The sequence below is a fragment of the Streptomyces mobaraensis genome (assembly GCF_020099395.1).
In the GTDB taxonomy this organism is placed as follows: domain Bacteria; phylum Actinomycetota; class Actinomycetes; order Streptomycetales; family Streptomycetaceae; genus Streptomyces.
Window position 1 is genome coordinate 2,605,414 of sequence record NZ_CP083590.1, and the last position, 26,460, is coordinate 2,631,873.

At 74.6% G+C, this 26,460-nt stretch carries 26 protein-coding genes; 11 read left to right on the forward strand and 15 right to left on the reverse strand.

Annotated features, from left to right (window positions below; translation table 11 throughout):
- Positions 1-10: 10 nt before the first annotated feature.
- The 6 genes from K7I03_RS10975 to K7I03_RS11000 all read left to right on the forward strand — a co-directional run bounded on the left by K7I03_RS10975 (position 11) and on the right by K7I03_RS11000 (position 7,451).
- A complete protein-coding gene (locus K7I03_RS10975) occupies positions 11-2,200 on the forward strand; it encodes an ABC transporter permease (protein WP_185941704.1) in 2,190 nt (729 codons plus the stop codon).
- A 290-nt stretch (positions 2,201-2,490) separates the two neighbouring features.
- Complete coding sequence (locus K7I03_RS10980) at positions 2,491-4,011, forward strand: alpha/beta hydrolase (RefSeq protein ID WP_185941705.1); 1,521 nt, start codon at positions 2,491-2,493, stop codon at positions 4,009-4,011.
- A gap of 162 nt (positions 4,012-4,173) precedes the next feature.
- Entirely contained in the window at positions 4,174-4,494 is a 321-nt protein-coding gene (locus K7I03_RS10985) for a hypothetical protein (RefSeq protein WP_185941706.1), read from the forward strand.
- Between the two features lie 136 nt (positions 4,495-4,630).
- Entirely contained in the window at positions 4,631-6,214 is a 1,584-nt protein-coding gene (locus K7I03_RS10990; RefSeq protein ID WP_185941707.1) for an alpha/beta hydrolase, read from the forward strand.
- 254 nt (positions 6,215-6,468) lie between these two features.
- Positions 6,469-6,606, forward strand: a complete 138-nt coding sequence (locus tag K7I03_RS10995) for a hypothetical protein (RefSeq protein ID WP_221902717.1) — start codon at positions 6,469-6,471, stop codon at positions 6,604-6,606.
- A gap of 77 nt (positions 6,607-6,683) precedes the next feature.
- Positions 6,684-7,451 carry an ArsR/SmtB family transcription factor gene (locus K7I03_RS11000; protein ID WP_185941869.1) on the forward strand — a complete coding sequence of 256 codons (768 nt, stop codon included), beginning with the start codon at positions 6,684-6,686 and terminating at the stop codon, positions 7,449-7,451.
- Between the two features lie 13 nt (positions 7,452-7,464).
- On the opposite strand, the gene K7I03_RS11005 is transcribed toward K7I03_RS11000, so the two are convergent.
- Complete coding sequence (locus tag K7I03_RS11005; protein WP_185941709.1) at positions 7,465-8,226, reverse strand: GntR family transcriptional regulator; 762 nt, start codon at positions 8,224-8,226, stop codon at positions 7,465-7,467.
- A gap of 2 nt (positions 8,227-8,228) precedes the next feature.
- A complete protein-coding gene (locus K7I03_RS11010) occupies positions 8,229-8,771 on the reverse strand; it encodes a UTRA domain-containing protein (RefSeq protein WP_185941710.1) in 543 nt (180 codons plus the stop codon).
- Here K7I03_RS11010 and K7I03_RS11015 point away from each other — a divergent pair.
- Positions 8,737-9,135, forward strand: coding sequence for an MmyB family transcriptional regulator (locus K7I03_RS11015; RefSeq protein WP_224347414.1), 399 nt, complete (start codon positions 8,737-8,739; stop codon positions 9,133-9,135). The two genes, K7I03_RS11010 and K7I03_RS11015, sit on opposite strands and share 35 nt — an antisense overlap.
- 52 nt (positions 9,136-9,187) lie before the next feature.
- Here K7I03_RS11015 and moeZ read toward each other — a convergent pair whose 3' ends face one another.
- The 13 genes from moeZ to K7I03_RS11075 form a co-directional block, all read right to left on the reverse strand.
- Entirely contained in the window at positions 9,188-10,366 is a 1,179-nt protein-coding gene (gene moeZ / locus K7I03_RS11020; RefSeq protein ID WP_224346992.1) for an adenylyltransferase/sulfurtransferase MoeZ, read from the reverse strand.
- Positions 10,367-10,450: 84 nt separating this feature from the next.
- Complete coding sequence (locus K7I03_RS11025; RefSeq protein ID WP_398856981.1) at positions 10,451-11,206, reverse strand: spherulation-specific family 4 protein; 756 nt, start codon at positions 11,204-11,206, stop codon at positions 10,451-10,453.
- Positions 11,194-12,108 (reverse strand): NAD-dependent epimerase/dehydratase family protein, encoded by a 915-nt coding sequence (locus K7I03_RS11030; RefSeq protein WP_004937390.1) that lies wholly within the window; start codon positions 12,106-12,108, stop codon positions 11,194-11,196. Before K7I03_RS11030 ends, K7I03_RS11025 begins: the two co-directional genes overlap by 13 nt.
- A complete protein-coding gene (locus K7I03_RS11035; protein ID WP_185941712.1) occupies positions 12,105-12,260 on the reverse strand; it encodes a hypothetical protein in 156 nt (51 codons plus the stop codon). The genes K7I03_RS11030 and K7I03_RS11035 overlap by 4 nt, the downstream gene beginning before the upstream one ends.
- Positions 12,250-14,301 carry a hypothetical protein gene (locus tag K7I03_RS34040; protein WP_185941713.1) on the reverse strand — a complete coding sequence of 684 codons (2,052 nt, stop codon included), beginning with the start codon at positions 14,299-14,301 and terminating at the stop codon, positions 12,250-12,252. The genes K7I03_RS11035 and K7I03_RS34040 overlap by 11 nt, the downstream gene beginning before the upstream one ends.
- Complete coding sequence (locus K7I03_RS11045) at positions 14,298-15,830, reverse strand: DUF3492 domain-containing protein (protein ID WP_398856984.1); 1,533 nt, start codon at positions 15,828-15,830, stop codon at positions 14,298-14,300. The genes K7I03_RS34040 and K7I03_RS11045 overlap by 4 nt, the downstream gene beginning before the upstream one ends.
- Before the next feature lie 362 nt (positions 15,831-16,192).
- A complete protein-coding gene (locus K7I03_RS11050; RefSeq protein WP_185941715.1) occupies positions 16,193-17,851 on the reverse strand; it encodes a dipeptide ABC transporter ATP-binding protein in 1,659 nt (552 codons plus the stop codon).
- Positions 17,848-18,837 carry an ABC transporter permease gene (locus tag K7I03_RS11055; RefSeq protein ID WP_185941716.1) on the reverse strand — a complete coding sequence of 330 codons (990 nt, stop codon included), beginning with the start codon at positions 18,835-18,837 and terminating at the stop codon, positions 17,848-17,850. Before K7I03_RS11055 ends, K7I03_RS11050 begins: the two co-directional genes overlap by 4 nt.
- The gene (locus K7I03_RS11060; protein ID WP_185941717.1) at positions 18,834-19,913 is read right to left on the reverse strand and encodes an ABC transporter permease; all 1,080 of its coding nucleotides are present in this window, start codon (positions 19,911-19,913) and stop codon (positions 18,834-18,836) included. The genes K7I03_RS11055 and K7I03_RS11060 overlap by 4 nt, the downstream gene beginning before the upstream one ends.
- Positions 19,910-21,625 carry an ABC transporter substrate-binding protein gene (locus tag K7I03_RS11065; protein ID WP_185941718.1) on the reverse strand — a complete coding sequence of 572 codons (1,716 nt, stop codon included), beginning with the start codon at positions 21,623-21,625 and terminating at the stop codon, positions 19,910-19,912. Before K7I03_RS11065 ends, K7I03_RS11060 begins: the two co-directional genes overlap by 4 nt.
- A gap of 186 nt (positions 21,626-21,811) precedes the next feature.
- A complete protein-coding gene (locus K7I03_RS34045) occupies positions 21,812-21,904 on the reverse strand; it encodes an Ms4533A family Cys-rich leader peptide (RefSeq protein ID WP_313772143.1) in 93 nt (30 codons plus the stop codon).
- An 84-nt stretch (positions 21,905-21,988) separates the two neighbouring features.
- Positions 21,989-23,149 (reverse strand): DUF3152 domain-containing protein, encoded by a 1,161-nt coding sequence (locus K7I03_RS11070; RefSeq protein ID WP_185941719.1) that lies wholly within the window; start codon positions 23,147-23,149, stop codon positions 21,989-21,991.
- Positions 23,142-24,146 carry an alpha/beta fold hydrolase gene (locus tag K7I03_RS11075; protein ID WP_185941720.1) on the reverse strand — a complete coding sequence of 335 codons (1,005 nt, stop codon included), beginning with the start codon at positions 24,144-24,146 and terminating at the stop codon, positions 23,142-23,144. The genes K7I03_RS11070 and K7I03_RS11075 overlap by 8 nt, the downstream gene beginning before the upstream one ends.
- Positions 24,147-24,345: 199 nt before the next feature.
- On the opposite strand from K7I03_RS11075, the gene K7I03_RS11080 reads away from it, so the two are divergent.
- The 4 genes from K7I03_RS11080 (at position 24,346) to K7I03_RS11095 (ending at position 26,430) form a co-directional block, all read left to right on the forward strand.
- Positions 24,346-24,579, forward strand: coding sequence for a hypothetical protein (locus K7I03_RS11080; protein WP_185941721.1), 234 nt, complete (start codon positions 24,346-24,348; stop codon positions 24,577-24,579).
- A 235-nt stretch (positions 24,580-24,814) separates the two neighbouring features.
- Complete coding sequence (locus tag K7I03_RS11085) at positions 24,815-25,444, forward strand: TetR/AcrR family transcriptional regulator (RefSeq protein WP_185941722.1); 630 nt, start codon at positions 24,815-24,817, stop codon at positions 25,442-25,444.
- Between the two features lie 165 nt (positions 25,445-25,609).
- Entirely contained in the window at positions 25,610-25,837 is a 228-nt protein-coding gene (locus K7I03_RS11090) for a DUF3107 domain-containing protein (RefSeq protein WP_185941723.1), read from the forward strand.
- Between the two features lie 314 nt (positions 25,838-26,151).
- Complete coding sequence (locus K7I03_RS11095; RefSeq protein ID WP_185941724.1) at positions 26,152-26,430, forward strand: hypothetical protein; 279 nt, start codon at positions 26,152-26,154, stop codon at positions 26,428-26,430.
- Positions 26,431-26,460 lie beyond the last annotated feature (30 nt).

The following is a 26,460-nucleotide window of genomic DNA, read 5'->3' on the forward strand; positions in this document are numbered from 1 at the left end:
GGGCGCGCCGATGAGGAGGAGTACGGCGGGTGTGCGGGGTCGGGGGCGCACGCCCCTGGCACTCGGCGTGCCCGCCGGGCTCGCGGTGGTGTTCCTGCTGGTGCCGCTGGCGGGCGTGCTCGCCCGGACGCCGTGGGGCTCGCTCCCGTCCCGCGTCGGCTCGCACGAGGTCCGGCAGGCGCTGACCCTCTCCCTGACCGTCTCCGGCTGGGCCCTGCTGCTCTCCCTCGTCCTCGGCGTCCCGCTGGCCTGGCTGCTCGCCCGCGTCGATTTCCCGGGCAAGGCGCTGGTGCGCTGCCTGGTGATGCTGCCGATGGTGCTGCCGCCGACGGTCGCCGGGGTGGCGCTGCTCCAGGGGTACGGGCGGCGGGGCGTCGCCGGGCCCTGGCTGGAGGAGTGGTGCGGGGTCACCCTGCCGTTCTCGACGGCGGGCGCGGTCGTCGCGTCGGCGTTCGTGGCGATGCCGTTCCTCGTCATCAGCCTGGAGGGGGCGCTCGCGGGCCTGCACCTCCGGTACGAGGAGACGGCCGTCTCGCTCGGCGCGTCCCCCCTGCGCGCCTTCCGCACCGTCACCCTGCCCATGGTCGCCCCGGGGCTGCTCGCGGGCGCGGCACTGTGCTGGGCGCGGGCGCTGGGCGAGTTCGGGGCGACGATCACGTTCGCGGGCAACTTGCCGGGCGAGACGCAGACGCTGCCGCTCCAGGTCTACCTGCTGCTCCAGGACGACCCGGAGGGCGCGACGGCCGTGTCGCTGCTGCTCCTCGCGATCGCCACGGCCGTGCTGCTCGCGCTGCGGGGGCGGTGGACGGCCGCGCCTAAGGGAGCGGGGGCGGGGGTGCGCGCGGATGTGGGCGTGGGAGCAGGTGCGAGCCCGGGCGCAGGCGCGCGGGCAGGCGCGGAGGCGGAGGCCGGTCGCGGCACACGCCCGAGCGCCTGCCCGGGCGCGGGCGCGGGCGCGGAGAGCTCCGGCGCGGGCGCCTGCCCGTCCCCCGGCGCGCGGAACCTGACCCGCGGGGACAGGACCGGCGGGGAACGGACCGGCGGAGAGGGGACCGTCGGGGAAGGAGCCCGCGGGGAAGCACACGTCGGGGACGAAGCCCGCAGGGAAACGCCCGCCGCGACGACCCCGGCACGCACCCCCACCCCGTACCCGCTGCGCGCCTCCGTCACCGGCGCCACCCGCGCCGTCCTCGACGTGCCGCCCGGCACCACCGTGGCCGTCGTCGGTCCCAACGGCGCCGGCAAGACCACGCTCCTGCGTGCCCTGCTCGGGCTCACCCGGCGAGCCGCGGCGAGCCCGCTCGACCTCGGCGGCGGGGACCTGTCGGCCGCGCCCGCGCACCGGCGGCGGATCGCGTGGGTGCCGCAGGACGGCGCCCTGTTCCCGCATCTGACCGCTCTCGCCAACACGGCCTACGGCCTGCGCGCCCAGGGTGTGCCCCGGGCCGAGGCCCGCCGTGAGGCCCGGGCCGGGCTGGACGAACTCGGCATCGGCCACCTGGCGCACCGCAGGCCGCACGAGCTCAGCGGCGGGCAGGCCCAGCGCGTGGCCCTGGCGCGCGCTCTGGCCGCGCGCCCCCGGCTGCTGCTGATGGACGAACCGCTGGCCGCGCTCGACCAGTCGGCCAAGGCGTCCGTACGGCAGGCCCTGCGCCGCCGGCTCGCCGGCTTCGGGGGCGTCTGCCTCCTGGTGACGCACGACCCGGTGGAGGCCGTGTCGCTCGCCGACCGCGTCCTGGTCCTGGAGGACGGCGAGGTGGTGCAGTACGCGGCGCCGGACGAACTGGCCCGCCTCCCGCGCTCGCCGTGGGTCGCCCGGATGCTGGGGCACAACGCCTGGCCCGGCAAGGTCACCGCCGAGGGCACGCTGCGGCTGGACGACGGCACGGAGCTGACCGCCGCCGCTCCCCCGCCGGACGGCGCGACGGCCGCCCTGGCGGTCGCCGGCCCGGAGGCCGTCACCCTCTCCGCGTCCCGCCCGCCGGAGGACGGACCGGAGCGCGGCAACGTCTGGCCCGGCACGGTACGGGAGGTCTCCGCGCAGGGCGGGCGGCTGCGCGTCCTGGTCGCGGGCGGCGCCGACGGGCCCGACGCCGTCGCCGAACTCCCGCCGCGCGCCGCGGCGGAGCTCCGCCCGGTGGAGGGCGCCCGGGTGTGGGTGGGCGTACGGGCGACGGCGGTCACGTTCGTCCTGCTCTGACGGCCCGCTCCGGCGTACCGCTTTGGCGGACGTCCTCCGGCGGACGCCCTGCGGCGAGGTTCGACGCGTCACCAGCCCACCGCGGCACCCATCGTCAGCCTCCCCCCACACGCAGGAAGCACTCCACGAACAGCCCCCTCCCGTACCCCTCCCCCACCCCCTCGACGCACCCCGCCGCCCGCGCGCCCCTCTTTCCACCCGTACGCCCCGCACTGCGCGCGCACTCCCCTTCACCGCCCGGACGATGGGGACTGTCCGTCCCCTCCGTCCCTCCGACCCCGGGAGCAGCGGTGTCCAGACGCATACGGGCCGGGTGCCTGCTCGCCGCCGGGATGCTGGCCGTCGCGGGGTGCACCGGCGGGGAGAAGGGGGCCGCCGCGGAGGGCGCGCCCGGTTCGGCGGGGCCGTCCCGCCCGTCCCTGGACTGGAAGTCGTGTCCCGCGCCCAGCAGCAAGGAGGGCGTGCCGGCCCGGGCGCCGGGCGACGAGTGGGAGTGCGCGACCCTGCGCGTCCCGCTCGACCACGCGCACCCGGACGGCGACACCCTGGGCATCGCCCTGATCCGGGCGCGCGCCACGGACCCCGCCCACCGCATCGGCTCGCTCGTCTTCAACTTCGGCGGCCCGGGCGGCTCGGGCGTGGCGACCCTGCCGGCGTTCGCCGAGGACTACCGGGACCTGCGCCGCCGCTACGACCTGGTGAGCTTCGACCCGCGCGGGGTCGGCCGCAGCGGCGGCGTGACCTGCCTGGACGACAAGGAGCTGGACGCGTACTACGCGGCCGGTTCGATGCCGCGCACCACCGAGGAGCAGAAGGCCCTGGTCGGGCGGGTGGAGAAGTACGCGGAGGCGTGCCGGCGGCACTCCGGGAAGGTGCTGCCGTACGTGGGGACGGCCAACGCCGCCCGGGACATGGACCTGATGCGCCAGGCCCTGGGGGACGACAAGCTCCACTACTTCGGCGTCTCGTACGGCACCGAACTGGGCGGCGTGTACGCCCACTTGTTCCCCAAGAAGGTGGGACGGGCCCTGTTCGACGCCGTCGTCGACCCCACGACCGACCCGGTGGAGAGCGCCCTCGCACAGGCCCGCGGCTTCGAACTCGCCCTCGGCAACTACCTCACCGCCTGCGCCGCCACGCACGACAACTGCCCGACCGAGCGGCAGATCGTGTCCCTGCTGGACCGGCTGGGCGAGACGCCCGTGCCCGGCGCCGAGGGGCGGCGGCTCACCCAGTCCCTCGCCACCACCGGCATCGCCCAGTCGCTGTACTCCAAGGAGTTCTGGGACTACCTGACCGAGGGGCTGGAGGACGCCGAGAACGGCGACGGCAAGATCCTGATGGCGCTCGGCGACGCCATGAACGGCCGTGGCCAGGACGGGCATTACAGCTCCCTCCAGGCGTCACTGGCGGCGATCACCTGCGCGGACTTCTCCCAGCGGTACACGGCCGCCGAGATCGCGGGGCAGGTGCCCCGGTTCCGCAAGGCGTCCCCGGTGTTCGGCGCGTTCATGGCGTGGGGGCTGACCCAGTGCACCGGCTGGCCGGTGAAGGGCGAGTGGCGGACGCCCGACGTGACCGCCAAGGGCGCGGCGCCCATCCTCGTGGTCGGCAACACCGGTGATCCGGCCACCCCTTACGAGGGAGCGCAGAGGATGGCGCGAGCGCTGGGCGACGGGGTCGGCGTCGAGATGACGTACCGGGGGCAGGGCCACGGGGCCTACGACAGTGGCAATTCCTGCGTCAAGAAGGCCGTCGACGCCTATCTCCTGGACGGTACTGTGCCGGGGCGCGGCACGGTGTGCTCATAGCACCCATAGCAGATCACACCGTACGGCGAATTCCGCTCTCTCGAATGTCAGTGGCCCGCACTACGATCGCTCGCACACAGGTCGGTTGTCGGGGTGCTGCGCCGGGGGCGGCACGGGCCGTCCGTACGGGCGGGCCGTTTCAGGGGCGAGAGGAGGGGTGAGATGCGGGACGAATCCTCAGGGCCGGGGCCAGGGCCGGGCTCGGGAACAGGACCGGATCCGGAGTCCGGCCGGCACGCGCGGCGCTTCACCGGTGCCCTGGCCGTCACGGCCTTACTGGCCGCGCTGGTGGCGCTCTGGCAGACGCAGTCGGCCCCGATGGTCGGGCCGGACGGCACGCCCGTACCGCCGACCCCAGCGACGCCACGGCCCTCGGGCGACGCGTCGGCGCCGGCGCGGGACGGGTTCGGGCCGGGGTACGGGCCCGGTTCCGAGCGCCCGGTGCGCGCGATACCCCCGGAGGCCGCGCCCCGGAGGCCGTGAGGCGCACGGCGCGGCCCGGCGGCGTACGACGCGTGCCCGGACGCGCGCGGTACGGGCTCTCGGACGCCCCCGGAGGCCCCCGGAGCCCCGGAGCGTTCCCCCGCCGAGTGTCCGGCCCCCACCGTAGAGTCGTGGCATGAGTCCAACACGGCCGAGGGCCCTCGCCCTCGCAGGCGCCGCCCTCGCGCTCGTCCTCACCGCCGCCGGCTGCGGATCCGGGGACGGGGGCGGTTCCGGCGGCGACGGCGGTTCCGGCGGTGCTTCCGGTACCGGCGGCGGCGACAGCGGAAAGGACAGGGCGGCCGGGAAGGGGGCCCTCGGCGCCTGGAAGCCGTGCGCCGCGCCCACGGCGGCCCAGGGCGGCGGCAAGGCCCCCGGCAAGGGCTGGGAGTGCGCGACGCTGCCCGTCCCGCTGGACTACGCGAAACCGGACGGCCCGACGATCGACCTCGCCCTGATCCGCGCCCGGGCCACCGACTCCGCCCACCGCGTCGGCTCGCTCGTCTTCAACTTCGGCGGCCCGGGCGGCTCGGGCGTGGCGACGCTGCCCGAGCTCGCCAAGAGCTACGCCGGGCTGCGCGCCCGCTACGACCTGGTGAGCTTCGACCCGCGCGGCGTCGGCGAGAGCGCGGGCGTGCGCTGCCTGGACGACCGCGAGCTGGACGCCGCCGAGTCGACGGACGCGACGCCCGACGACGCCGACGAGCTCACCGCCGCCCTCGCCCAGAACAAGCGCTACGTCCAGGCGTGCGCCCAGCACTCCGGCACGGTGCTCCCGCACGTCGGCACCACCGACGCGGCCCGCGACCTCGACCGGCTGCGCGCCGCGCTCGGCGACGAGAAGCTGAACTACTTCGGCATCTCGTACGGGACGGAACTGGGCGGCGTCTACGCCCACTTGTTCCCGAAGCGGGTGGGACGCGCCGTCCTGGACGCCGTCGTCGACCCCTCCCAGGACCCGGCCGAGGGCTCCCTGGCCCAGGCCAAGGGATTCCAACTGGCCCTGAACGACTATCTCAAGGACTGCGCCAAGGGAGCGGCGGCCAACGCCTGTCCGACCCAGAACAGCATCACCACCCTCCTCAAGCGCCTGGACGCCCACCCCCTCCCCACCACCCAGAAGGACCGCCCCCTCACCCAGGACCAGGCGGTGAACGGCATCGCCGCCGCCCTCTACTCCGAGGACACCTGGAAGTACCTGACCGCCGCCCTCCGCGAGGCCGGCACCAAGGGCACCGGCACCACCCTCCAGCTGCTCTCCGACTCCCTGGCGGGCCGCTCCCCCGACGGCCACTACAGCAACCTCCAGCCCGCCAACCGCGCGATCTCCTGCGCGGACGCGGAACAGCGCTACACCGCCGACGACGTCGCGTCCCGCCTCCCCGCCTTCCGCGCCGCCTCCCCCGTCTTCGGCGAATCCGCCGCCTGGGCCCTCCTCCAGTGCACCGACTGGCCCGTCAAGGGCGCCTGGAAGACCCCCGACGTCCGTGCGGACGGCTCCGCCCCGATCGTCGTCATCGGCAACACCGGCGACCCCGCCACCCCCTACGAGGGCGCCCGCACCATGACCGAGCGCCTGGGCAAGGGCGTCGGCGTCGGCGTGACCTACCGGGGCGAGGGCCACGGCGCGTACAACAGCGGCAACGCCTGCATGACACGCCTGGTCGACGCCTACCTGCTGGAGGGAAAGATCCCGAAGGAGGGCACGACCTGCTCGTAGCGCCGCCGCGCGCGGCGTCTCCCACCCGGCGGCGAGGCCCGTGCCCGCCGGGTGGCACGGTTGTCGCGGAGCCATGAGGTCTCGCGGAGCCAAGAGCTCTCGCGCCGCCGCCTCCACAGCCTTCTCCTTCTGCGCCGGCGGCAACCACGCCGTCCTCCCCGGCAGCAACCTCCTCAACCAGTGCGGCGGAGCCGACCCCCTGCCCAGCCTCCTCCCCCGGAGCCCGAGGAGCACCCGGCCACGCAGTGTCAGGGGTGGCCCCCGTCCCGGAGGCGCCCGCGGACGACACCGCCGCCCTCCTAACCGCCACCGAGCGCGTCGACAAGCTCCTGACCTGCACCTTCACCAGCAACACCCCCCTCGGCAACACCACCTCGTTCGTCCACCGCTGAGACAGCGACTCAGGGGCGTCTCGGGCATTCATTGACATGCAGGCAATCGCCTGCATAATTGAGGTGTGAGCAGTGAGATGGACCGGGTCTTCAAGGCCCTGGCCGATCCGACCAGGCGGTTCGTGCTGGACAGACTGCGCGAGAACAACGGCCAGACACTGGGCGAACTGTGCGAGAGCGTGCGGATGACCCGGCAGTCCCTGACCCAGCACCTCGGCGTGCTGGAGGCCGCCCGACTCGTCCGCACCGTCCGCAAGGGCCGCGAGAAGTTGCACTACCTCGACCCCGTGCCGCTCCACGAGATCCAGGAGCGGTGGATCAGCGCCTTCGACCGGCCACGGCTGGACGCGCTGAGCACACTGAAACAGAAAGCGGAATCCCTCATGAGTACCGAGAACGAACCGCGCCCCGAGTTCGTCCACACCACCTACATCGCCGCCACCCCGGAAAAGGTCTGGGAGTGCCTCATGGACCCCACGGCGACCGCGGCGTACTGGCACCACCACAACGTCTCCGACTGGCAGCCCGGCTCCTCGTGGGCCCACCGCCGCCTGGACGAGTCCGGCATCGACGACGTCATCGGCACGGTCGTCGAGATCGAAGCCCCGCGCCGTCTGGTCCTCACCTGGACCGGCCCCGACGAGGAGCGCCCGCACGGCCCGTCCCGGGTCACCTTCGACCTCAAGCCGTACGGCGAGACCGTGCAACTCACCGTGGCCCACGTCAACCTGCGCGACGAACAGGAACTGCGCCAGATCTCGGGCGGCTGGAACTTCGTCCTGTCCAACCTCAAGACGTACGCCGAGACGGGCACCACCCTGTCGGTCCCGGCCTGGCGCCCCTGACCCCGGCAGGCGGTCACTCCACCGGCAGCCGGTACTCCAGCTCGTACAGGTGCCCCGCCTTGATCATGACGGTCGCCTCGATCGGCCGCCCGCGATCGGAGCGGACGACGCGGAACGTCCGCAGCACCGGCACCTCGCCGGGGAGTTCAAGGGCGACAAACTCCTCGGCGGTGGGCGGCCGCACGGAGACCCTGTCGACGAACTCCCGTGGCGGGTAACCGAGCTCGGCGAGCAGCGTCGGACTCCCGCCGGGAATGCGGCGCCGGTCAGTGAGCCGGGTCCCGCGCGCGAGCTCCGCCGGATAGTACGAGTGGACGAGCTCGGCGGGCTCGTCGTCCAGCAGCATGACGCGCTTGCGGACGACGGCCGTCGCACCCTCCGCGAGCCCGAGCGCTGCCGCGACGTCCTTGGGCGGCGCGACCTCCGCCACCTCCAGGATGCGGGCCGCGCCCTTCTTCGCCCGGGCGGCGGCATGCCGCGTCCACCAGTAAGGCATCCCCGGGGCGGAGGGCGGCATGGACGAGGCGGGCTCGATGACGTGGTTCGGCTGCTCGCGGACGAACACACCCTTGCCGGGCCTGCCGACGACGATCCCCTCGCCCTTGAGCAGTTGCAGTGCCTTCTGCACGGTGGTGCCGACCACGCCGTACTCGTCCATGAGTTGCTGCGTGGACGGCAGCTTGCTCCCGGGGTCCAGGTGACCCGACATGATCTGGTCCCTGATACGCGCCGCGATCTGCTGATGGGCGGGGCGGGGATCCTTCCAGCGCGCCACGGTCACCCCATCCGCATCCGGTAACGCACGGTCCTGTCCCGCGCGTTCATGACCATCTCGCAGACCTCCACCGGCAGGTCGCCGTCGGTGAGCACGAGCCGCGAGACGACGAGCACGGGCTCGTGCTCACCGAGGCGCAGCAGCTCTCGCTCCTCGGCCGTGGGCATCCGGCAACCGACGCCCTCCTCGACCTTCTTCGCGAGATAGCCGAGCCCGGCGAGGAAGGTCACGGCACCGCCGGGCACCTTCCCGGGCGCGGCGAGCGGCGTCCCGTCCGCGATGCGGCCGGGAAAGTGAGACGTCACGATCTCGACGGGCGCGTCATCGAACAGCACAAGCCGTCGCCGGACCACCACGCGCTCATCTGCGGCGAGTTGAAGGGCGCGGGTCACGTCATCGGACGGCTCGACGACCCCGGCCTCCAGCAGCCTCTGCCGGCCCCGCCCCTTCCGCTCGGCGGCCTCCTCGGCCCACGCCTCGGGGCGCCCGGGCCCCCGCGGAACCAGATACCTGGCGGACTCGCTTTCCCACTGCCGGTCTGACACCGTCCCGCCCCTCTCCCGGAGAGGCCCAAGGTATCGCGCACGCTCACGTCGCCCGTCACCGACTTCGGCGGTCGGCGAACTCTCAATCGCGGACGAGGACTTCCGCCGCTGGTGGGCCGACCAGAACGTGCACCGGCACACGCACGGCAGCAAACACTTCCACCACCCGGTCGTCGGCCCGCTCACCCTCAAATACGAGTCCCTCACGCTGCCCGCTGACCCGGACCAGCGGCTGAGCGTCTACACCGCCGAGGAGCGCTCCGCCTCCGAAGAGACGCTCCGGCTGCTGGACGCGTGGACACGGCGGCCCAGGGCCAGGGAGAGCGGGCAGCGGCCGGCAACGACGGAAGCCCGCGGCGCCTGACCGGTCAGGTACCGCGGGCTTCGTCCGCCCCGCCGGTCGGCGGGAACGGGGATCAGTACACCGGCTTGTGCGGCTCGATCTGGTTGACCCAGCCGATGACGCCGCCGCCCACGTGGACCGCGTCCGCGAAGCCCGCGGACTTCAGGACGGCGAGGACTTCCGCGGAGCGGACACCTGTCTTGCAGTGCAAGACGATGCGCTTGTTCTGGGGGAGGTCCTGGAGGGCGGTGCCCATGAGGAACTCGTTCTTGGGGACGAGGCGGGCGCCGGGGATGGAGACGATCTCGTACTCGTTGGGCTCGCGGACGTCGATGATGTCGATGTTCTCGCCGTCGTCGATCCACTCCTTGAGCTGCTTGGGAGTGATCGTGGAGCCGGCGGCGGCCTCCTGGGCCTCCTCCGAGACGACGCCGCAGAACGCCTCGTAGTCGATGAGCTCGGTGACCGTGGGGTTCTCGCCGCAGACCGCGCAGTCGGGGTCCTTGCGGACCTTGACCTGGCGGTACGACATCTCCAGGGCGTCGTAGATCATCAGGCGGCCGACCAGCGGCTCGCCGATGCCGGCCAGCAGCTTGATCGCCTCGGTGACCTGGATGGACCCGATCGACGCGCAGAGCACGCCGAGGACGCCGCCCTCGGCGCAGGAGGGGACCATGCCGGGCGGCGGGGGCTCGGGGTAGAGGCAGCGGTAGCAGGGGCCGTGCTCGCTCCAGAAGACGGACGCCTGGCCGTCGAAGCGGTAGATCGAGCCCCAGACGTACGGCTTGTTCAGCAGCACACAGGCGTCGTTGACCAGGTAGCGGGTGGCGAAGTTGTCGGTGCCGTCGACGATCAGGTCGTACTGGGAGAAGATCTCCTTGACGTTCTCCGCCTCCAGGCGCTCCTGGTGGAGGACGACGTTCACGTACGGGTTGATGCCGAGCACCGAGTCGCGCGCGGACTCCGCCTTCGAGCGGCCGATGTCGGACTGGCTGTGGATGATCTGCCGCTGGAGGTTGGACTCGTCGACCTCGTCGAACTCCACGATGCCGAGCGTGCCCACGCCGGCGGCGGCCAGGTACATCAGGGCGGGCGAGCCGAGGCCGCCGGCGCCCACGCAGAGCACCTTGGCGTTCTTCAGGCGCTTCTGTCCGTCCATCCCGACGTCCGGGATGATCAGGTGGCGCGAGTACCGACGGACCTCGTCGACGGTGAGCTCGGCAGCCGGCTCGACCAGGGGTGGCAGCGACACGGGGTCTCCAGGGTCATCCCCACGGGAGCGGGGAACGTAGAGGCAGCGTTCTGTACTTCCCCGGTAACACTGCCACGCCCCGGCTCATTCCGAGACACCCGGTCCGATGTTCGAGATGAAATCGTCCCAGTACCCGGGCATGGACTCCCAGGGGTCCAGTCCGTCACGGTCGGTGCGGTCGGTCATGTAGACCGTGCCCGCGCCCTGCCGGCGGGTGATGAGCAGCGCTTCCTCCAGGTGGGCGCGGGGGACGCTGTGGACGAGGTGGCAGAAGCGGCCGGGCGGGTGGTCGGCCGTCCAGTCGGCGGGGCGGGACCAGCGGTAGCGGTTCCAGGGGCCGGTGAAGGTCACCAACTGGTCGGCGAGCGCCGCGTATCCGGCGACCGGGTGGCTGCCGTGCAGCAGCACGAGGTACGCCCGGTCGTGGAGGGTGCGCAGGGCGCCGGTGACGCGGCGGACGTCGGCCAGCGCGCCGGTGTCGGCCGGGCAGCGGGCCACCGCGAAACCGTCCACCTTGTACCAGTTGAGGAACCGCTGCGCGTCGGAGAGGAGTTCACCGAACGGCCGGGCCCCGAAGGCGGCGTCGAGGTGGCCGAGGACGCGGACGCCGGCGTCGCGCAGCGGCGCCGCGGCGGCCGTGCAGTACGGGTCCGGGCGGCTGCCGGGGCCGCCGGAGGCGCTGCCGAGCACCGTCCAGTCCAGCGGGAGGTCCGCGCGGCAGAGCCGCCCCCACTCCACGGGCGCGACGAGCGGGTGGGCGAAGCCGGGGACGCCGAGCCGCAGCGGCGCCTTGGCCGCGGGGAGCGGGCGGCGGTTGCCCGACGACGTCAGATACGACACGCGGCCTCCATCCAGATGTCGGCCAGCGACTCCTCCAGGCCGATCCGGGGCCGCCAGCCGAGCCGGTCGCGGGCGGTGCGCACGTCGGCCTGCTGCCAGGCGCCGCAGCCGTCCGGGTACGGGTAGACGGGCGTGGCGCCCAGGTGCGGATCGTCGAGCTCGTGCAGGGCGCCCCCGAACCCGGCCACGCGGGCGAGCAGCGAGGCGGCCTCCCGCAGCCGGGTGGCCCGGCCGGTGCCGATGTTGACGGCGCCCTGGGCGGCGGAGAGCGACGCGGCGTGCACGGCCCGCGCGATGTCGCGGACGTCCACGAAGTCGCGCTGGACGCCGAGCCCGGTGAGCTTGAGCTCGTTGTCGCCGTTCTGCATCGCCCGCCGCATGGCCTCCGCGAGGCGGCCCAGCGGCGAACCGGCCGGGGTGCCCGGGCCGACCGGCGAGAAGACGCGCAGCACGATCGCGTCCAGGCCGGAGCCCAGGACGAGTTCGGTGGCGGCGAGCTTGCTGACGCCGTACGGGCCGCCGGGGCGCGGCACCGCGTCCTCGGCCGTGGACGAGCCGGGCTGCGAGGGCCCGTACTCCGAGGAACAGCCCACCTGCACGAGGCGCGCCCCGCACCCGCTGCGGCGCAGCGACTCGCAGACCGTGGCGACGGCGACGGTGTTGTGCCGGGTCAGGTCGCGCGCGCCGCCGCGGGTGGCGCCCGCGCAGTTGATGACGACGCCGGGGTGGACGGCGTTGAGGAACCGGGTGAGCGCGCCGGGGCTGCCGGTGGCCAGGTCGAAGCGGACGTCGGCGTCGTCGCCCCGGCCGAGGGCGGTGAGCTGGACGGCGGGGTCGGCGAGCAGGCGGTCGGCGACGAAGCGGCCGAGGTAGCCGTTGGCACCGAGCAACAGGACCCTCATCGTTCTCCTCCTCGCTCTCGTCCGCCACGGCCGGCGGCGCGGTCAGCGGTGATGCCGGTCTCGCTGCCGGCTGCGCTGCCGGTCTCGATGCCGATGCCGGTTTCGGCCGGACTGCCGGGGCCGGGGCCGAGGCCGGTCGGATCAACGGTCATGGTGGGTGCTCCTCTGACGGGGGTGTGCGGAGGGCCCGGCCCCGCCGGGACGGAGGGAGGGGCCAGGGAGGCCGGGCGAGGGATCGGGGCGGCCGTATGACGGACAGGGGTGGCCGGCCGATGGGCCGGGATGGCCGGACGACGGGCCGGGGCGGCTGGGTGGTGCGCCGGGACAGCCGGGCGGCGTGCCGGGGGCGTCGAACCGGCTGCGGTGGTCGAACGACGGGCCGGGGTGGCCGGACGACGCGTCAAGGTGACCAGCCGACGGACCGGGGGTGTCGGACGAGCCGGGGTGGCCAGCCGACGCGTCAAGGTGACCAGCCGACGGACTGGGGGTGTCGGACGAGCCGGGGTGGCGGGACGACGCGTCCGCACAGCCCGGCATCGGATCGAAGGCGTCGCAGGCGCTGCGGAAGCCCGCGGACGGGTCGGAGGCGTCGGACGGGCCACGCAGACCGGCCGACAGGCCGGGCTGGTTGGCCGACAGGCCAGGGTGGCCAGCCCGCGGACCAGGGTGACCGGCCGCCGGACCGAGGTGGTTCGACGACGCGAAAGCCGCCCCCGCCGCGTCCGGCCCCCCGAGCCCGTGAACGGCCGCGTGCGGCAGCACGGCGAAAGCCCGGACGGTCAGGACGACGGCCGCCCCGGCGCAGGCGACGAGGCCCGGCGCGGACGGCCCGAGGGTGCCGGGCAGCCTGGTGACCGGCCAGCCCAGGGCGGCGCAACCGGGCAGCCGCGCGGCGAGCAGCAGCACCGGCGGGAGCGCCTCGGCGGCGCAGGCCGCGAGGACGGCCGCGGCGGCCGGCCGGGCCAGGCCGTGGGCGGCGCAGAGCCGGTCGAGGAAGAGCAGGAAACCGAGGGCGAGGGCGGCGAGCGCGGGGACGGAGGTGGGGTGCCCGAGCCCGGGCAGGGCGGAACGGGCCGTCCACACGGACAGGAAGAGGGCGCCGAGGACGACGGTGAGCACCGTCGGCAGGGCGCACCGGGCCCGTACGCGGAACGCGGTCAGCGAGCGGCTGTCGGCCAGCCGCCGCCGGGCGTACCCGGCGAAGGCGTGCGCGCACCACGCGGCGGGCGCCACGGCGCAGGCGAGCCCGAGGGCGGTGGGCGCCGCCGCGGTGGCGAGGGCCCGGGGGCCGAGCCGCGCGTGGCCGTGCAGCAGCGCGGACAGCAGCCGGTCGCCGACGCACCCGTAGGCGAGCAGCCAGGCCCAGGCCAGCGCACCGGCCACGGTCCGGCGGCTCCGGCCGGGGCGGGCAGGGCACAGGCCGTAGGCATCGGGGTCGTACGAGGCGCAGGAGGCTCGCGGGACGCGGGAGCCGGCCGCGGCCTCGGGAGCTTCGGGGGCTCCGGTGGGCCCGGAGACCCTGAACCCCCTTGAGCTTCCGGAGACTTCGGAGACCCCCTGAAACCCAGGGACCCCCGGGACTCCTGAGGCTCCGATGGCGTGGGCATCACGCGAAGCACCGGAGCGTCCGGCCGCGCGGGAGCCGAGGTTCACTCCCCCGCCGAGCGCCGGCGCCCCCTCCGTGCCGGAGGCATCCGGCGTCCCGTACCGCCCCCAGTCCCGCGTCCGGAACTGCGGCCACTCGACCTCGTCGGGCCTCCGCCTGCTGTCCCCGGCCGCCCTGACGGCCCCGGCCCTCCGCACTCCGGCCGGCGCGCCCGCACCCGCCTTCGTACCGTCCTCCGTACTGTCCCCGGTTCCCCCGCCGACGCGCGCGTACAGCTCCTCCGCGAGCGAGAAGACGTCCCGGTGCCCGCAGACCGCCGCCGCGCGGTCGGTGACGCCCCGCGCCTCCAGCCGCGCGGCGAGTTCCCAGGGGTCGACGGCGTCGGCGCACACCGCGTGGTGCCGGAGCAGGAGGGCGCGGACCGGGTCGGGGGCCGACCCGGGGCGCCCCGGAGCGGCGGGTATGCCGACGGCCGGCGCAGACCCCGCACCCGGGTGCGCGGGACCCGCCTGCGCGGGGATCGCGGGCCCGCCGAATACGGGGGCGGCGGCGACGGGATCGGCGGCCGGCGCCGCGGCGCGCGTCACCGGCGGCCCGCCCAGGACGGCGAGGCGGGACGGGCGGACCAGGCGAGGCCGCGCGGGCGCCCGGCCGCCGCGGCGAGGGACGCCGCGTCGCGCGGGGCGGCGACGTCCTGCCGCGCCGGGGCGGCCGACAGCAGCTCCAGATAGATGCCGCCGAAGGTGGCGATGTTCTGTTCCACGGTGAAGAGTTCCAGGGCGCGGGCCCGGGCGGCGGCGCCGAGCCGGTCCGCGCGGGCGGGGTCGTCGAGCAGCGTGAGGCAGCCCTCGGCGAGGGCGTGCGGGTCGTGCGCGGGCACCACCAGGCCGGTGCCGCCCACGACTTCGCGGGCCGTCGCCGTGTCGGGGACGACGGTGGCGCGGCCGCAGAACATGGCCTCGGCCAGTGGGACGGGGAAGCCGTCGCCGGAGGAGGCGACGACGATGACGTCCGCGTCGGCGTAGTCCTCGGGACCGCACACGGCGACCCGGGTGGCGCCCTCGGGCAGCGGCCCGCCCTCCGGGACGCCGGTGACGCGCAACCGGACGTCCGGCCGGGTCAGGGTGAGGACGGTGGTCGCCTCCCAGAGCCAGGGTTCGGGAGGGCCCCCGGCGAGGAGCAGCACCGGCCCCTCCCCGCGCCGCTCGGGCCGCGCCTCGCCGACGGCCTCGTACAGGCTCGCGTCCACCCCCGGCGGGACGGTGCGCAGCCGGCCGCGGTCGGCGCCGCAGCGCTCCTGCCAGCGGCGCACCTGCGCGTCGCCGGGGGTGATCAGCGAGGCGCGGGCGTACGTCTCGCCGGCCAGCAGCCGGTGGAAGGCGGACAGCAGGGTGCGGACGGGCACGGAGAGGCCCGTCGGCTCGGTGAGGTAGTGCTCGCGCAGCCGGACGCCGTACTCGGTGACCAGCAGGGGGGTGCCGAAGAAGCGCCGGGCGAGCAGCCCGGGCAGGGCGGCCGGGCCGGCGGACGCGGCGTGGCACAGGTCGACGCCGGCCAGGCCGAGGTCGCCGTCCGGGGCGCCGTACCAGTCGAGGGAGAGCGGGCGCAGGGCCCGTTCGAGGAGGCCGGCGACGACGAGGAGGTCGGCGACGCGGACGCCCTGCGCGCCGGGGTGCGCGTCGGGGGCGCGGCAGGCCGTCTCCAGGGCGCGGAGGGCGAGTTCGGAGCGGAGCGCGGCGACGAGGCCGCCCTCGTCGCGGGCGAGGCCGGCGAGCCCGTAGAGGCCCTCGGCGAAACGGTACGCCTGGTCGCCCGGTGTGGTGAGGGCGGCGGCCAGGTCGCCGAAGTGGGCGGTGAACCGCTGCCGTTCGCGCCGGCCGTACGCGCCGTGGGCGCGCGCCGCCCCGCCGGGCGCGGGTCCGCCCCACAGCGGGGCGGCCCTGATCCGGCGGACGTTGCCGGGCAACCCGTACCAACCACCGTCCTCCTGGCGGGCGCTGCGGCTCAGCGCGTACACCTCGAACTCGTGCCGGGGCAGTCCGCGGACGAGCCGGTCGCACCACTCCCCGCCCTCACCAGCGGCGTACGGGTACCCACCCTCGGTCAGCAGTCCCACGCGCACGAGCGCACCCCCGATCCCTCAGTCGTCCGGCAGCCGGGAGCACGCTATGGGGGCGCGGAGGTGGTGCGACGGACGGTTGTCCGTCGCACCACCGGAAGGGGTGAACGGGCGTGACCTTCCTCTTTGAGGTGCGTTATGGGCGCTTGCCCTGGGCCGGACGAATCTCGGCCGTCGGCGCGGGGGTGGGCCGACCCGGGCGCGGGCCGACCCGGACGCCGCCGCGTGACGCGGGCCGCCGCGCCGGACACCCGCAGCGGGCTTTCCTGCGGAGCTGTGCCCCTGTCCCGCCCCTTCCCGTTTCCAGCGGGGGCTGCGCCCCCGCACGCCCCCGCTTGTCGCGGCTGCGCCGCTCGGCCTCAAACGCCGGCCGGGCTGGGAGGGGCCGCCGCCCCCACCCGCGGCACCGCCGCCAGCAACCCCCGCGTGTACGGATGTTCCGGCCGCTCGTAGACGACGTCCGCCGGACCCTCCTCCACCACGCTCCCGCGCCGCATCACCACCAGCCGGTCGCTGACCTGCCGGACGACGGCGAGGTCGTGGGCGATGAAGACGAGGGCGATGCCCAGTTCGCGTCGCAGCTCGCCCAGCAGGGCGACCACCTGCGCCTGGGTGGTGACGTCCAGCGCCGAGACCGGCTCGTCGCAGACGATCAGCCGGGGTTCCGGCGCCAGCGCCCGGGCGATGCCCACGCGCTGCCGCTGGCCGCCGCTGAACTCGTGCGGGTAGCGGTGGTAGGCGTCCGGGTCGAGGCCCACCCGGTCGAGCAGGTCCCGCACCCGGGCGGTGATCCGCGCGTCCGTCAGCCGGCCGGCCGCGCGCAGCGGATCGGCGATGGACTCGCCAACGCTGCGGCGGGGGTTGAGGGAGGAGACGGGGTCCTGGAAGACCATCTGAAGTTCGCTGCGGAACGGCCGCAGGGCGCGCTCCCCCAGCCGGCCGATGTCCCGCCCCTGGTAGCGGATCTCGCCCGCGGTGGGGGTGAGCAGCCGGACCAGCGCCCGGCCGAGCGTCGTCTTGCCGCTGCCGGACTCGCCGACCACGCCGACGGTCTCCCCTGCCCGGACGGTCAGCGACACGCCGTCGAGAGCGGTGACGGCCCGCCGTCCGCGCCCGAACTCCTGCCGCAGGCCGACCGCTTCGAGCAGCAGGGAGTCGTCCTCCGGCGCCGCCGTACGCCGCTCCACCGGCGCACGCCGTACCTCCACGCGCGGCACGGCGTCCAGCAGGGCGCGCGTGTATGGCTCGGCCGGTGCGTCGAGGACGGCGCGCACCGGTCCGTGCTCGACCGCGCTCCCGTCCTTCATCACCAGCAGCTCGTCGACGCTGCCCGCGGCCACCCCCAGGTCGTGGGTGACGAGGACGAGCCCCATGCCCGTCTCCTCGCGCAGTTCCCGCAGCAGGGCGAGGATCTGCGCCTGGACGGTGACGTCGAGCGCGGTCGTCGGCTCGTCGGCGACCAGCAGCCGGGGCGCGCAGGCCACGGCCATGGCGATCAGGGCGCGCTGCCGCTGGCCGCCGCTGAACTCGTGCGGCCGGGAGCGCGCGCGGCGGGCGGCGTCGGGGATGCCGACCCGGTCGAGCACCTCCACGGCCCGCGCCCGCGCGGCCCGCCGGGAGGCGTCCCGGTGGTGGACGCGGTAGACCTCGGCGATCTGGTCGCCGACGGCCTGGTAGGGGTCGAGGGAGGAGAGCGGGTCCTGGAAGACCATCGCGGCCGTGGCGCCGCGCAGCCGTCGCAGTTCCGCCTCGCCGGCCGCCGTGACGTCGTGCCCGGCGACGCGCACCAAGCCGGTGAGCCGGGCGCCCGTCCCGTGGTGCAGCCCGAGGAGGGCGTACGCGGCGGTGCTCTTGCCGGAGCCGGACTCGCCGACGATGCCCAGCGCGCCGCCGGGCGGGAGCGTGAACGACAGCTCCCGCACGGCGCGTACGGGCCCGCCCTCGGCCGGGAACTCCACGGACAGGCGGTCCACGGACACCAGTGGCGCGTCCACCGCGGTTTCGGATCGTGCGGTCATCGCAGGGCCACCCTCCGGTCGGCGACGGCGTAGAGCAGGTCGGCCACGACGTTGGCCAGCGCGACGGCGGCGCCGGTGACCATCACCAGCCCGACGACGACCGGCAGGTCGATCGCCTTGGTGGCGTCCACCAGCTGTTTGCCGATCCCGGGCAGCCCGAACATCGCCTCGGTCAGCATCGCGTTGCCGAACATCGATCCGAAGTCGGCGGCCGTGAGCGCGATGACGGGCGCGAGCGCGCCGCGCAGCGCGTGCCGTCCGACGATCGCCCGCTCGGCGACGCCGTAGGCGCGGAAGGTGCGGACGTGGTCCTCGGCCAGCGTCTCCAGCATGGAACTCCGGGTCATCCGCGCGTACTTGGCGGACTCAAGCAGCGCCAGCGAGAACCAGGGCAGCAGCAGGTTCCAGGCCCACTGCTCGGGGTCGTCGGTCAGCGGTACGTAGGAGGGGAACGGCAGCCACTCCAGGTAGGCGCAGAAGAGCATCAGCAGCCCGAGGCCGGTGATGAAGACCGGCGTCGCGTTCCCGGCCAGCGTCAGCCATGTCAGCACCCGTTCGACGACGCCGCCGCGGCGTACGACGGACAGCAGCCCGGTGCCGACGCCGATCAGCAGCCACAGCACCATGGCGCCGGCGGCGAGGGAGGCCGTGGCGGGCAGGCCGCGGGCGATGAGGTCGGTGACCTGCTGGTCGCTCTGGTACGACAGCCCCAGGCAGGGTGCGTCGCAGTGCAGCACGCCGGTGCCGGTGGAGTAGTCGTGGCCGGTGACGAGGCCCTGGAGGAAGTGCCAGTACTGGGTGTACACGGGCGCGTCGAGCCCGAGTTGCTCCCGTACCTGCCGCACCTGCGCCGGGTCGCAGCGGGGGCCGCAGGCGAGCTGGGCGGGGTCGCCGGGCGCGAGGTAGAAGGTCGCGTAGACGACGGCGGAGAGCGCGAGGAGGACGACGAACACGCCGAGGACGCGCCGCAGGACGAAGGCGGTCACGCGGCACCGCCCGTCCGGATGTCCGCCGGGGAGCCGGCCCGGGAGTCCGTGCGGGAGTCCGTCCGAGAACCCGCCCGGAAGCCCCTCCGGAAGGCCCCTCGCGACGCCCGCCCGCCCCGGCCGACGCGCAGCCGGGACGCCTCGCGCGGGTCGAGCGCGCCGCGCAGGGCGTCACCGAGCACGGTGAACGCGAAGGTGGTGACGAAGAGCATCAGGGCCGGGAGGATCACGTAGAGGGGGTCGGCGCGGAACCAGGTCTGCGCGGAGGACAGCATCTGCCCCCACGAGGGGGTCGGCGGGGTGATGCCGACGCCGAGGAAGGACATGCCGGCTTCCAGGATCATGTTGGTCGGCAGCAGGATCGCCGCGTAGGTGATGACGGGCGCGGCCAGCGCGGGCAGCAGTTCCCGCCGGGCGATCCGCCACTCCGACGCGCCGGTCAGCCGGGCGGCGGCGACGTGGTCGAGCTTCTTCAGGGCCAGCGCCTGCGCGCGGACGACCCGGGCCAGCACGCCCCAGGCGATCAGCCCGATGACGACGACGAGCAGCGCGGGCCGGGGGAAGCCGGCGGGGACGACGGCCGTCAGCGCGATGGCGAAGACCAGCATCGGCAACGCGACCATCACGTCGGTGAGGTGGCCGAGGATCCCGTCCACGACACGGTTGCCGAGCGCGGCCGTCAGCCCGACGGCGACGCCGACGACGAGCTGCACCAGCGTCGCGCCGACGGCGACGGTCAGCGAGACGCGGGCGCCGTAGAGGATGCGGACGAACAGGTCGCGGCCGGTGCCGGGTTCGACGCCGAGCCAGTGGTCGGCGCCGACGCCGCCGAAGGAACCGAGCGGGACGCCGCCGCGCGCGGAGTCGACGAGGCCGTCGTGGTACGTGGTGGCGTCCTGGCCCTCCAGCGCGGCGAACAGCGGCGCGCCGAGGGCGAGGAGGGCGAGCAGGCCGAGCACGGCGGCGGCGGGCAGCGCGGCGCGGCGGGCTCGCAGCCGCCGCCAGACCCGGCGGGCGCCGGCGGCGGGCAGCGCGCCCGCGCCGGCCGGTGGGGCGGTGGTGAGGAGCTCCGTCACTTGACCGCGACCTGGGAGATGTCGAGGACGCCGGTCCAGTCGCTGATGACGACGTTCTTCACGTCCTTGCCGTAGAGGCGCTTGTAGACGGGGTGGAACAGCGGGACGGTGAGGGCCCGTTCGCCGATCGTCCGGTCGAGGGCGCCCCAGCGCGCGGCGGCCGCGGAGTGGTCCGTGATCTTGTTGATGGCGTCGATCTCGTCGTTGACCTTGGCGTCGTCCAGGCGGCCGGAGTTGAAGTTGTAGCCGTCCTTGACGATCTGCCGGCCGTCGAAGACCGGCGCGAGGAACGGGCCGCCGGACGGCCAGTCGGCTCCCCAGTGGCCGAGGAAGAGGGCCGGCTGCTTGCCGACGGTGTGCGTGCGGTCCTCGTAGTCGTTGTCCTCCAGGCCCTCCAGCTTCACCGTGATACCGGCCTTGCCCAGGGCCTCCTGGACGGCGGTGGCGATCTCCGGGCCGCTCTCGCCGCCCTGGGCGGTGGAGTGGGTGAGGGTGATCTCCAGGCCGTCCTCGTGGCCGGCCTCCTTGAGCAGGGCCTTCGCCTTCTCGGGGTCGCCGGTGGCGCCGGCCGGGAAGGGGTCGCTCGCGGTGTAGCCGAACGGCTTCTGGTTCGGCAGGAAGGTGGTGGCGGGCTCGGCGAGCGAGGAGCCGCCCGCCGCGTTGATCACGCTCGTCCGGTTGACGGCGTACGCGACGGCCTGGCGCACCTTGGGGTCGTCGAAGGGCTTGGCCTCGGGGTTGAACGCGAGGTAGTCCGTGTAGCCGAAGTGGCCGGTGCCGACCCGGCCGGCGAGCGCCTTGTCGCCGCTCACGCGGGCGAGTTCGGCCGGGCCGAGGTTGGTGTCGGTGGTGACGGCGGCGGAGTCGGCGCCCGAGCCGGTCGCCAGCCGCTGGTTGATCACCGCGGGGGCGAGCCCGGCCTGGACGTCGATGGCGTCCGGGTAGGCGTGCCGCTCCTTGTCGGTGGCCTCGGACCAGTGGGGGTTGCGCTCCAGCCGCAGCCGCTGCCCGTCGTTGGTGTTGCTCACGACCTTGTACGGGCCGGAGGAGACGGGGTGTTCGGCGTACTTGGTGCCGGTGTCCTTGGCCTTGGGGACGGGCGCGAACTGGGTGGAGGTGGCCAGGTAGGGGAAGTCGCCCTCGGACTTGCGGAGGTGGAAGACGATCGTCCTGGCGTCGGGCGTCTCGATGGAGTCGAGGCCCTTCTTCTCCTTGTATGGCCCCTGGTAGCGATCGCCGCCGACCAGCCAGTCGCGCAAGTACGGCCCTCCGCCGGAGAGTTCGGCGGCGAACGAGCGCTCGACGCCGTACTTGACGTCGGCGCTGGTGATCGGCGTGCCGTCCTCGTACGTCAGCCCGTCCTTCAGCGTGAACGTCCACACCTTGGCGTCGTCGCTGGGCCTGCCGGTGTCGGTGGCGAGGTCGGGGACGACCTTGGTGCCCTCGGCGCCGTCGGCCCGGTGGCGGGTGGTGAGGGTGCGGAAGACGAGGGACGGGACGTTGCCGCCGCCGGAGGTGTAGAGCCGGGCCGGGTCGAACTGCTTCTGCGGCTGCCGGTTGAGGACGGTGAGCGTGCCGCCCTTGCGCGGTGCGCCGTCGGCGCCCCCGGCCTCGTCCTTCTTCTCGGGGCCGCAGGCCGCCGCCCCGGTGACGACGGCCACGACGAGGGCGGCCACGGCGGCGCGGCGGCGGGGTACGGAGGATGGACGCATGGCAGACGGGGCCTTTCACGGGGGGCGGTCGAAGAGGGTCGACCGGAAAAGGGGGACGGGCGGAACCCAGGACCGGATGCACCCGTGGAAGGCGGTGGGGAAAGGCGCGCGGCGCCGCGGAACCGCCCCCGGCGGGCGCGACGCGGCCTGCGTCGCGCGGAGTGCGCGGGGAGAGGGGGGACGGTGTCAGCGACAGCTGATGTCGGCGACCGCGTGCACGGCCACACCGATCAGCGCCAGCTCGAAGGCGGCGCTCGCGGAGGTGTGGTGGTGCGGCATGCGCAGAAGACTGGACGAATTTTCGACTGCGGGCAAAGGTGTCTCACAGAGAGAGACAAAACATCCCGGATGCCGAGAAGTCGATCACTTGGGGAACGGCCAGGCGTTGGGCTTGCAGGTCACCCCGTCCGTGGTGAGGAACTTGGTCTGCTGCATCATCACCGGCGCCGGCGCGCCCGCCTTGCCGCAGGACTCGTGGTTGTGGCCGAGCCGGTGGCCGACCTCGTGGTTGATGAGCATCTGCCGGTACTCGTACATCCGGTCGCCGTAGGTCTCGGCGCCCTGCGCCCACCGGTAGGCGTTGATCATCACGCGGTCGGTGGCGGCGGAGTCGCAGGAGACGTTGTCCACGGTGATGTCCAGATCCGACTTGGCACACCACTTGGCGGTGGTCGCCGGGCTGGCCAGGGTCACCACGAAGTCGGCGTGCCCGGAGGAGACCCGCTCGAAGGTGCGGGTGCCGCCGTGGCCCCAGCTGCGGTCGTCGTTGAGGGTCCGGTGCACGGCGGTGGCGAAAAGACCGCCGTCAAGCGGCAGCCCCTTCTCGACGTCAACGCGGTAACGGAGAACTTCACCCTTACCGGGGGCTTTGTCGTGTCCTCCGACGGTCATGAATTCACCCGAGGCCGGCATCCGCTGGTCCAGGGGGTACTTCTTCGCCATCTTCTGCTCGTACGTCACCGGTGCGGCGGGGGGCCGGGGCGTCGGCCGGCTGTCGGACCGCGAGGCGGCGCCCGCGCCGTTCCGCGCGTCCGGGGTCTGGGCCTGCGCCCGGCTCTCCGTACCGTCCTCGACCTGTCCCGCCACGAAGACGGCCAGCACGGCCGTCACCACCGCCGCGGCCACCCCGGTGACCGCGCGGCCCCTGCCGCCGGCGGCCCGGTGCGCGCCGCCGCCGGGCGCGTCCCCGCGGCCGCCGCTCCCCCGGCGCGGTTCCGGCACCCGCGCCGCCTTCGGCCGCGCGCCGTCCGGCCGCGCGCCCTTCGACCGGGACTGCCCGGACGAGCGGGAGGAACCCGCGGGGCCGCCCTGCCGCCCGATGACACCCCAGCCGATGGCCGGACCCCGCGGCGCGGACCGCACGACGGGCTCCGGCCGGCCGGACGGCCCGTCGTCCTCCGCGCCGAGCGGCCGCTCGGCGGTCCGGACGGTCTCCCGGGCGCCGGGGACCTCCGGCGCCTCCTCCGTGCGCCCCCCGGGGGCGGCCTGAGGGGCCTGGGGGGCACGTGCGCTGTGTTTACCCACGGGGCGTGGCGCTCCGTTCCGACGTCGTGAGGGTGTCCGCGAGGAGTTCGCGGAAGGCACGGGCCACCGCGTCCGGATCCTCCATCATCGCCACATGGCCGGTGCCCAGCAGCGTCAGCAGCCGCGAGTCGCGGAACGCCTTGCTCGCCCGGCGGGCCATGCGGTACGAGACGAGCCGGTCGCTCGTTCCGTACACCAGCAGGGTAGGGGCAAGGACGCGCTCGGCCTGACGCCACAGCGAATGCTGTCCGCCGAGGGTGTACGCGTCCACGACGCCGCGGGTGGACCGCGCCATCACGTCCCAGAAGTAGGGGAGCTCCAGCCGGCGCTCGAACTCCTCGACCGCCATGGCGAACCCCTCCGGGGACACCCGCCCTGGGTCCCCGTAACAGAGGGCGAGCAGCCCGCGCGTGCGGTCCTCGGCCGTCCAGTCCCTGGTCAGGCGGGCGAAGAGGGAGACCGCGCCCGGCACGGCCAGCAGCCCGGTGGGCAGCGCGGTGCGCTGCGGGCGCAGCTCCGGCAGGGCGGGCGAGACGAGCGTCAGGGTGCGGACGAGGTCGGGGCGGACCGCCGCGACGCGGGTGACGATCGCGCCGCCCAGCGAGTTGCCGAACAGGTGCACAGGGCCGCGGGCGCGGGTGTCGAGGTAGCGGATGACCACCCGGGCGCAGGCCGTGACCGAGTGGTCGCCGTCGTCGGGCGGCGGCGAGTCGCCGAAGCCGGGGAGGTCCAGCGCCTCCCCGTCGACGGCGTCCGCGAGCAGTGCCATCAGCGGGGACCAGTTCCGCGACGAGCCGCCGAGGCCGTGCACGAAGAGGGCGGGTGGCGGAGCCGGCCCGTCCGAGGCGGCGGGCGGCCGGGAGCGCACCGTCAACGTCGCTCCGGGCAGGGTCACCGTGCGCAGCCGCTCCCCCGCGCCGAACGGCGGAAGGGGCGAGGGCGGCACCACGGGAACGGCGGGGGCACCCGGTGCCACCGGCGACTCGGTCTCCGACATGCGGGCAATGTTACGAGAGCATCACGCCGGAATCGTCTGTGGCAGCCGTCACAGGATCGCCTGGCGGCGGACAGCCGCGTCTCCTACGCTCGGAGGAAGGGACTTGCGACGGCTCCCACGGGAAGGAGTTCCGGTACACCGGCGAGGGCCGGACCCGGGCGGACCCGCCCGGAGGACGAGGACGAAGGAGACCTTTCGCATGCCTGTCGACCCGACGAACCCGGACACCTTCGAGGACTTCGACGACACCGAAGCGGCGGTGGCGACCGAGATCGGCGTCGAGGCCCCGGAGGCGGACGCCGCCGAGCAGCACGCCGACCTCGCCCCGGCCCGCGACGAGCCGCTGACCTCGATCGACCCGGGCGACGCGAACGAGGCGGACCGCGCGGAGCAGGCCCGCGTCGTGGAGCTGGACGAGGACGACTACCGGTGAGCCGAGGAGGGGCACCGGCGAGCCCGGAACCGGCCCGCGCGGCCCCGCACGGCCCCGACCGCGCCGCGAGACGGCCGCACACCACGGCCACAACGCATGATTTGTCGGACATTTGTGGGCTTCCCACAGCGTCCGTCCGGTGAAATTCTCCCCTCCGGCCACGCACGGCGCGGTTACCCAAAAGTACGATGGCGGGCGCGGTGCACACCGTGCAGGAACAACCATGGGAGGCGGCGTGACAGCCATCGAGCAGACCGAGGCGCGCCCGCGGGGCACGCGCCTGCCGCGCCGAGCCCGACGCAACCAGCTCCTGGGCGCCGCCCAGGAGGTCTTCGTGGCCCAGGGCTACCACGCCGCGGCCATGGACGACATCGCCGAGCGCGCGGGCGTCAGCAAGCCGGTGCTCTACCAGCACTTCCCCGGCAAGCTGGACCTCTACCTGGCCCTGCTGGACCAGCACTGCGACAACCTGCACCAGGCGGTGCGCACGGCGCTGGCGTCCACGTCCGACAACAAGCAGCGGGTGGCGGCCACCATGGACGCCTACTTCGCCTACGTCGAGGACGAGGGCGGCGCCTTCCGGCTGGTCTTCGAGTCCGACCTCACCAACGAGCCCGCGGTGCGCGAGCGCGTCGACCGGGTCTCGCTGGCCTGCGCCGAGGCCATCAGCGAGGTCATCGCCGAGGACACCGGCCTCGCCAAGGAGGAGGCGATGCTGCTGGCCGTCGGCCTCGGCGGCGTCTCCCAGGTGGTCGCCCGCTACTGGCTCTCCAGCGGCAGCACGGTCCCGCGCGGCACCGCGGTCCAGCTGCTGACCTCGCTGGCGTGGCGCGGCATCGCCGGATTCCCGAAGAACGAGCACTGACCTCCGCGTCGTCGCCGGGGCGCGTGTTCGCTGCCAGCGTGCGGGCGCGGGCCCGGCGTGCCCCCGGGCCGGGCTAATGTGTGGACCGTACGGCGCGGCGCGTCCGCGCACCCCTCCCCTGGGGCTACGCCGTGGGGGACGCACACCTTCGGAGGGACAGTAGCCGTGGAGGTCAAGATCGGCGTGCAGCACGCGCCCCGCGAGATCGTTCTGGAGAGCGGTCAGTCCGCCGAGGAGGTCGAGCGCGCGGTGGCCGACGCGCTGGCCGGAAAGGCACAGCTGCTCAGCCTGACGGACGAGCACGGCCGCAAGGTCCTGATTCCGTCCGACCGGCTGGCCTATGTGGAGATCGGTCAGCCCGCCACCCGGCGGGTCGGCTTCACCACCATCTGATTCACCAGGCGCGGGCGGGACCCCGGTGCGCGGGCACCGGGGTCCCGCCCGTCGTCGTACCCGGCGGCCCGCTGTTTCCGGGGCGGGTGGGAAACCGACGCTGAGGCGTGTCGGAAACCGGCACCGAGGCCCGTCCGGAACCGGCGGCCGAGGCCCGTGGAGAACCGGGCGCGAGGCGTGTCGGGAACCGCTTCGCGCGCTCCGGAAGAGAACCATGGGAGATCCGCCCCGAGGGTTGCCGCGGGCGGCCCCGGGGTAGGACCGCTACGACCGATTTGCACCTGCCGCCCCGCGGCACGGGAGGGGTAACGACGATGATCCTCTGGGAAGCGCTCGGCTCGGTCCTCATCGGCCTCGCCGTCTCCCTCGGGGCCCTGCGCTGGCTGCCCGCCCGCTTCGGGCGGTTCCGCTCCCGCACCCTGACGCTGGGCACCGGACCGGTGGCCGGCCTGTTCGGCGGGCTGCTGGCCCGTTCGGTGCTCGGCCCCGGTCACGCCCTCGCGATCCTGGCGGCCTCGCTCGTCGTGGCGGTCGCGCTGCTGTCCCTGCTGCTGCGGCCCGCCGGGCCGCCCCGCCGGTCAGCCACGGCCTGAGCCGGGCCGCCGGACGGAGCCCCCGGTGTC

Excerpts from the sequence above, each read along its gene's own strand:
- K7I03_RS10985 (WP_185941706.1), top strand. The coding sequence starts at position 4,174 with ATGCGGGACGAATCCTCAGGGCCGGGGCCAGGGCCGGGCTCGGGAACA.
- K7I03_RS11030 (WP_004937390.1), bottom strand. The coding sequence starts at position 12,108 with ATGAGGGTCCTGTTGCTCGGTGCCAACGGCTACCTCGGCCGCTTCGTC.
- K7I03_RS11050 (WP_185941715.1), bottom strand. The coding sequence starts at position 17,851 with ATGACCGCACGATCCGAAACCGCGGTGGACGCGCCACTGGTGTCCGTG.
- K7I03_RS11035 (WP_185941712.1), bottom strand. The coding sequence starts at position 12,260 with ATGACCGTTGATCCGACCGGCCTCGGCCCCGGCCCCGGCAGTCCGGCC.
- K7I03_RS11095 (WP_185941724.1), top strand. The coding sequence starts at position 26,152 with ATGATCCTCTGGGAAGCGCTCGGCTCGGTCCTCATCGGCCTCGCCGTC.
- K7I03_RS11000 (WP_185941869.1), top strand. The coding sequence starts at position 6,684 with ATGGACCGGGTCTTCAAGGCCCTGGCCGATCCGACCAGGCGGTTCGTG.
- K7I03_RS11065 (WP_185941718.1), bottom strand. The coding sequence starts at position 21,625 with ATGCGTCCATCCTCCGTACCCCGCCGCCGCGCCGCCGTGGCCGCCCTC.
- K7I03_RS10975 (WP_185941704.1), top strand. The coding sequence starts at position 11 with ATGAGGAGGAGTACGGCGGGTGTGCGGGGTCGGGGGCGCACGCCCCTG.
- K7I03_RS10990 (WP_185941707.1), top strand. The coding sequence starts at position 4,631 with ATGAGTCCAACACGGCCGAGGGCCCTCGCCCTCGCAGGCGCCGCCCTC.
- K7I03_RS11075 (WP_185941720.1), bottom strand. The coding sequence starts at position 24,146 with ATGTCGGAGACCGAGTCGCCGGTGGCACCGGGTGCCCCCGCCGTTCCC.
- K7I03_RS11080 (WP_185941721.1), top strand. The coding sequence starts at position 24,346 with ATGCCTGTCGACCCGACGAACCCGGACACCTTCGAGGACTTCGACGAC.
- K7I03_RS34045 (WP_313772143.1), bottom strand. The coding sequence starts at position 21,904 with ATGCCGCACCACCACACCTCCGCGAGCGCCGCCTTCGAGCTGGCGCTG.